A 5,656-nucleotide genomic window follows, 5' to 3' on the forward strand; every position below is an offset into this window, starting at 1 on the left:
GCTGGCTGCTTGTCCGGGGTAGACCTGAGAGCAACAGCTCCATAAAATCGTCTTTCATCCTGCAGTAAAACGACAAGGAGCCGGCATGCCCAGTTTTGACGTGGTATCCGAAATCGATATGCACGAGGTCACCAACGCGGTGGATCAGGCCAATCGTGAAGTCTCGACCCGCTTTGATTTCAAGGGCAGTGGGGCGAAGTTTGAAATGAATGACAAAACTGTGACCCTGCATGGCGATGCCGATTTTCAGCTCAAGCAGATGATGGATATTCTGCGTAACAAACTCAGCAAACGCGGCGTGGATCTGGATTGCATGGAACCGGGCAATGTCGAACATGCCGGCAAGCAGGTGCGCCAGGACGTGACCATGAAAGAAGGCCTTGATCAGGCCCTGGCCAAGAAGATCGTCAAACTGATCAAGGACAGCAAGCTCAAGGTACAAACCCAGATACAGGGTGAGCAGGTGCGGATTACCGGCAAAAAGCGCGATGATTTGCAGGCGGCGATGGCGCTGCTCAAGGAGGCCAACCTGGAGATGCCGCTGCAGTTCACCAATTTCCGTGACTGAGTCTCTGGTCAGCATTACCGGTTTTGTGCAGGATGAAGAGGGCGACTGGATTGCCGAACTCTCCTGTGGCCACCGTCGGCATGTGCGCCATCGTCCTCCCTGGCAGAATCGTCCCTGGGTAGTGAGCGAGGCCGGCCGGCAGAGTATGATCGGGTATGTGATTCCCTGCCGTGATTGCCAGAAGAATATAAGAAAATCCTGATATAAAAGTAATTCAGTTACTTGCCGGACAAAGCTCTTGAAAAGGTTGAAAGAACCTCACTAAATGGCAGAGATAAAATTCGGGATGGGGGCTTGAAAGCCCGGCGGCCGGGGGCTAGCTTTAAATGACCGGTTTCCAGACTGCCTCGTGTCACGAGCGACAGCCCCCTTTCAAGCCATCCTTCGCTTGAACCCTTCCCGTTGAGCACTGAGTGGGAAGGTTTTTTTTATCTGCCTGAAGCGCAGGGACGACACTCCCAGTGAGTGCGCCGGAGTCGATTTTCCCTGCGCGCCGGGTGACAATAACAATCAGGGATTACCGGTTTTGCGCGTCGGGTTGCGCTGTTGTTTATGGAAAAAGTCTTTTGCAAATATCATCCGTCCACACCGGCGCGCTGGCAGTGTCAGCCGTGTCGGGTCGATTTCTGTACGAGTTGCGCCAGCCCCGAGAAAGAGGGTGAAGCCCCGGCCTGTCCCCTGTGCGGACAACCCACCACCTCTCTGGGAGCCGGTAATCTGATCCGGCCGTTCTGGCAGCGGATTCCCCGTTTTTTCCTGTTCCCGGCGCACCCGATTCCGTTGTTGTTTATGCTCGCCCTGACCGTGTTGAGCACGTTGCTGGCCTCGGGCTCATTGATGGGGCTGTTGTTTATGCTGGCGATCAGTGTGGTGTTTTACAAGTACGCCTTTGTCATTCTCGAAGACACGGCCCAGGGTTATCTCAAGCCCCGCCCAATAACCGGCAGCGTGATCACCGATGAGATGGAGCTGCCGTTCAAGCAGTTACTGTTGATCATTTTTCTCGGCGTGCTCAATTACCAGGTGCTGGTGAATCTGGGCGGCGGGCCGTTTGTTCTGATGGCGCTGTTTTCCGTGGCGATCTTTCCCGCTGCCATCATGGTGCTGGCCGTCGAGCACAGTTTCTTCAAGGCCGTTAATCCGTTGATGCTGCTGGTCACCATCAAGCGTATTGGCCCGTCCTATTTCATTATGTGTTTCTTCCTGATGTTGCTGCTCAGTGGCGGTGCGATTGCCAGCGAATTGTTGTTAACGGTTTTGCCGCAAAGTCTCTGGTTTGCCAGCAGCAACTTTATCAGCATGTATTTTATTCTGATTATGTACAACATGATGGGCTACGTGATTTATCAATATCACGAACAACTGGGGCATGCCGTAACAGAGGCCTACCTGGAAACAGAAACAGGGGGCGATATGCCGGTTTCAGATCCGCGTTTTCGCCATATCGATATTCTGTTGCAGGAAGGCAAAACCGCCGAGGCCGAGCAGCGGCTAATCCAGGCGATTGAAGAAAATCCCGGTGAATTCGACGCCCGGGAAAAACTGCACCGCTTTTATATAGCCACCAAAAACCGTGACGGGCTGATGCAGCACAGTGCCGATTATGTAGCCCGCCTGTTACATAGCAACAAACCGTCCGAGGCGATGCGCGTCTATCTTGAGGCCTCGCATATTGCCCCGAAGATCAAACCCGGTGGCGCGCGGGAGCGCCATGAACTGGCCGAACTGCTCAAAAGCAATGGCCAGTCCCGTGCCGCCCTGAGTCTGTTGAACAACCTGCATAAAGAATTCCCGGCCTATGAAGGAATACCGGGAGCCTATCTGCTGGTCGCCCGGATCATGTTCGAGTATTTCGGCGAGGAGCAAAAGGCGCTACAGGTACTCGATTTTCTGAAAAAGAAGTTTCCCGGGCATCCCCTGCAGCAGGATGTGGAAGCGTATCGTCAGGTTATCGAACGCATGGCCGGGGCGAGTCAGCCCAGTGCCTGACGGGCATGGCTGGCCTCCCGGCTGTCGGGGTAACATTCGATCAGCATGTTGAGATACTTTTCGGCCTTGTTGCGATTATTGTTTCGCTGATAATGACTGGCCAGTGCCATCAGCCCTTCGGGGTTGCGGGCAAACTCACTTTTGCGGGTGGTCAGGTACAGGACGATCTTCTCGGCATCCTCCAGAAAACCGCCGGCGGCAAAGCGCAATGCCAGCGTCATCAATTGATCGGGGCCGAGGCGGACATTGGGCTGGACCTGCTCGACATAGGCGATGAAGGTATCCCGCAGCTGTCGGACCGGCATGTTTCTGGCGTGGTCCGTGCCCAGTAGTCGGATTGCGTAATCATGAATGGCCTCGTCCTGCGTGAGTCGGGCGATATTGAACAGCTGTTCGACAACTTCAATCTGCTCGGGATAGTCCTGGTACAGTTCGGTAAAGATCCGGCGCGCCTTGTCCAGTTCCATGCGGGCGACATAATCGAGCCCTTCCTGGTAGCGTGCCAGATATTCCTGTTGTTTTTCTTCGCGATCGAGATAGTCCAGATCGGCTTTGCCCAGGCGCAGGGCGAGATAGCCGATCAGCGCTCCGCTTAACAGTCCACCGATATGCGCCAGGTTGTTGATGTTGCTCGGCGAATAGATCTGGGTAATCATTTCATAGCCCAGCCAGATGGGCAGCAGGATGATGGCGGGTGCCCGTACAAAGTCGAAATAAAACAGCAGGGTGTAGAAAAAACGGATCCGGCGCCGGCCGAACAGCACGGTATACATGCCCATCAATCCCGAGATGGCGCCCGATGCCCCGACGCCCCACATCAGGCTGTTGGGCTCCAGCCCCCAGTAAAATAGCCCGGAGCTCAATCCGGCGACCAGATAGGCGAACAGATAGACACTTCGTCCCAGCGTCATCTCCACGCTGAACCCGATCAAAAACAAGAAAATCATATTGCCGATCAGATGGCCCCAGTCGGCATGCAGAAAGATGTGAGTAAACAGGGTCGTCAGGGATGGTTCGGCGGTCTTGAAACTGAAGCGGTACGTGACAATCTGTTCAAGATGATTCTGGAAAATCCGGTGTTGTTTCTGCCAGGTTTCGTATTGCGGATGTTGTGGCGTAATCAGGTTACCGTTTTTCAACTGTTGCTGAAATTCACCATCGGTGAGCAGGCGGGATAACAGCACCTCATCCCCGGCCTGGCGATCGATCTGAGCGTCGAAGCCCTGCTGACCCAGATATTCGCGATACAGCGGCAACTCGATGGACGGCAGTTGTGAGTTTAAATAGTAGTCGTAGGCCTGTTCTTCGAGACGTTCATCGTCTCCCTGCCAGAGCGTAAAACAGAGCACGTTGACCAGGATCAGCAGCAGGGTAACCAGTGGAGGGTTGCGCCATTCCGGTTTCCTGTCCAGTGGAATAAACATGCGAGAAAGGCGTCCGGCTAGTGAGCGGTGGCGGGGTAGGCCGCATTGACATGATTTTGCATCGGGGTATTTTGCCAGTTGCCATCTGAAAATGGAAACTGTGAAGGGCTTCCTGTTCCCGGGCGAGTTCCGGGTCGATTATTAAGCTTTGCTAATGTTGTAATCACCTGCATGCGGCGCTGGCCGCTGGCGTGCCTCAGGAGGGGGAAATGGAGGGTAACGGGCAGTTGCGTGAAACCGTCGAGCAGGCGATCGAACGTCAGGATGCGTTCGGAGAATTGCTGACCCAGGCGGAAAAGGAATTGCTGCTCGACTTTGGCGTGGTGCGCAGTGCGGCGCCGGGCGAGTACCTCTGTCGTCCGGATCAAGTGGATACCCGGGTCTATATCCTGGTGATCGGCGAAGTGGAGGTCCTTGATGCGGTCGAGCAGGAAGGGGCCGTTCTGGCCCGTCTGGGGCGCGGTGAATTGTTTGGCGAGATCTCCGCGCTGTTTCGTCTGCCCCGGATCTCGGCGGTCCGCGTCAGCCGTCCCGCTGTCCTGCTGGAGATCCCCGGCGATGTTCTGGAGAGAGTAATCAGCGGCCGCCCGGAGTTGTACCACGCGGTGATCAAACGCTACAAGCAACGGATTACCGATACCGCCCTGCGGCGCGTGGCCCTGTTTCGTTATGTCCCGGTCGATCGCCTCAGTGCCCTGATCGAACACTCTTCCCTGGTCGGCATTCCCCCCGGCGAAACCATTGTTCGCGAAGGCGAGGCGGGGGATGCGCTGTATATCATTATCTACGGTACGGCGCGGGTCACTCATCAGGTGGGCAACGAAGCCATGAATCTTGCCCTGTTACGCGCCGGTGACTATCTGGGTGAGTGGTCGGTACTGACCGGTGCGCCGCGCGCGGCAACGGTGACGGCCATTACCCGGGTGGATGTCATCCGGGTCGATTGTCAGCCGTTTTTGCAGTTTATTCAGGAGAACCCGGAGATCCGTGACCGACTGGATATGATCGCGTTTAACCGTCATGCCGAAACGGCCGGTCAGGAGCAACTGGTTGACTCGCACGAAGCGATGGATGAGGCGCTGGCGCGTATCCAGAATCTGATCGATCAATCCGATTGAACGCCATTCCTTTCTTCTGACCTGCCTGGTCGCTATGGCTGCAGTCTGGCACTGTGTGAGCAGGGCAAAAATGCTATTATTTCGCGGGGAATCCCGTTAATATCCCGTATATTACGATTTTAGCCAGACAGCAACAAGTCAGTTCAGGGGAGTACTATGCCAAGCAGAATCATTCCGATCATCGTCCTGGCACTTGCCAGCAGCACGGCCAGCGCTGAAGCCATCAAGGCCTATCTGGGCAGTGAGGCCGCACGTTTTTCCTATGCCACCGAGGCCTTCGGGCAGCAATTCGGTCGTCTGGAAACCGAGTTTGGTCTCCTGTTTACCGATCACGACGAAGCGGTACGCGAGGACGATTTTTTGACGCATGCTGGTCTGCAGGTGCGCGGTGAAAGTCTGGACTTCCCGGTGATCGTTTCCATCGGCGGCCGGGCCTATTATGGCGAGGCAAGTGGTTACGATATTTCCGGTATCGGCATTGGCGGCGACATGCTGATGATGCCCGAGAGCTGGGGCGGTTTCGGTCTGGGCGCCTTCTTCTACTATGCGCCGGGCGT

General features: G+C 55.5%; 6 protein-coding genes. 5 read left to right on the forward strand and 1 reads right to left on the reverse strand.

The window, feature by feature from the left end:
* Window positions 1-85: 85 nt before the first annotated feature.
* The 3 genes from RI563_RS06185 (at window position 86) to RI563_RS06195 (ending at window position 2,557) form a co-directional block, all read left to right on the forward strand.
* Window positions 86-568 carry a YajQ family cyclic di-GMP-binding protein gene (locus RI563_RS06185; RefSeq protein WP_310693493.1) on the forward strand — a complete coding sequence of 161 codons (483 nt, stop codon included), beginning with the start codon at window positions 86-88 and terminating at the stop codon, window positions 566-568.
* Complete coding sequence (locus tag RI563_RS06190) at window positions 561-770, forward strand: DUF3565 domain-containing protein (protein ID WP_310693494.1); 210 nt, start codon at window positions 561-563, stop codon at window positions 768-770. Before RI563_RS06185 ends, RI563_RS06190 begins: the two co-directional genes overlap by 8 nt.
* A gap of 350 nt (window positions 771-1,120) precedes the next feature.
* Complete coding sequence (locus tag RI563_RS06195) at window positions 1,121-2,557, forward strand: hypothetical protein (protein WP_310693495.1); 1,437 nt, start codon at window positions 1,121-1,123, stop codon at window positions 2,555-2,557.
* Here the strand turns inward: RI563_RS06195 and RI563_RS06200 are convergent.
* Entirely contained in the window at window positions 2,542-3,981 is a 1,440-nt protein-coding gene (locus RI563_RS06200; RefSeq protein WP_310693496.1) for a rhomboid family intramembrane serine protease, read from the reverse strand. The two genes, RI563_RS06195 and RI563_RS06200, sit on opposite strands and share 16 nt — an antisense overlap.
* A 209-nt stretch (window positions 3,982-4,190) precedes the next feature.
* On the opposite strand from RI563_RS06200, the gene RI563_RS06205 reads away from it, so the two are divergent.
* Both RI563_RS06205 and RI563_RS06210 read left to right on the forward strand, forming a co-directional pair.
* Window positions 4,191-5,099, forward strand: coding sequence for a cyclic nucleotide-binding domain-containing protein (locus RI563_RS06205; protein WP_310693497.1), 909 nt, complete (start codon window positions 4,191-4,193; stop codon window positions 5,097-5,099).
* A gap of 156 nt (window positions 5,100-5,255) precedes the next feature.
* On the forward strand, window positions 5,256-5,656 hold a 401-nt coding region (locus RI563_RS06210; protein ID WP_310693498.1), incomplete at its 3' end, for a hypothetical protein.

The sequence above is a fragment of the Thiohalophilus sp. genome, from assembly GCF_031581315.1.
In the GTDB taxonomy this organism is placed as follows: domain Bacteria; phylum Pseudomonadota; class Gammaproteobacteria; order UBA6429; family Thiohalophilaceae; genus Thiohalophilus.

What these genes read in the sequence shown, in the direction of transcription:
- RI563_RS06200 (WP_310693496.1), bottom strand. Translation starts at nt 3,981, where the DNA reads ATGTTTATTCCACTGGACAGGAAACCGGAATGGCGCAACCCTCCACTG.
- RI563_RS06195 (WP_310693495.1), top strand. Translation starts at nt 1,121, where the DNA reads ATGGAAAAAGTCTTTTGCAAATATCATCCGTCCACACCGGCGCGCTGG.
- RI563_RS06185 (WP_310693493.1), top strand. Translation starts at nt 86, where the DNA reads ATGCCCAGTTTTGACGTGGTATCCGAAATCGATATGCACGAGGTCACC.
- RI563_RS06205 (WP_310693497.1), top strand. Translation starts at nt 4,191, where the DNA reads ATGGAGGGTAACGGGCAGTTGCGTGAAACCGTCGAGCAGGCGATCGAA.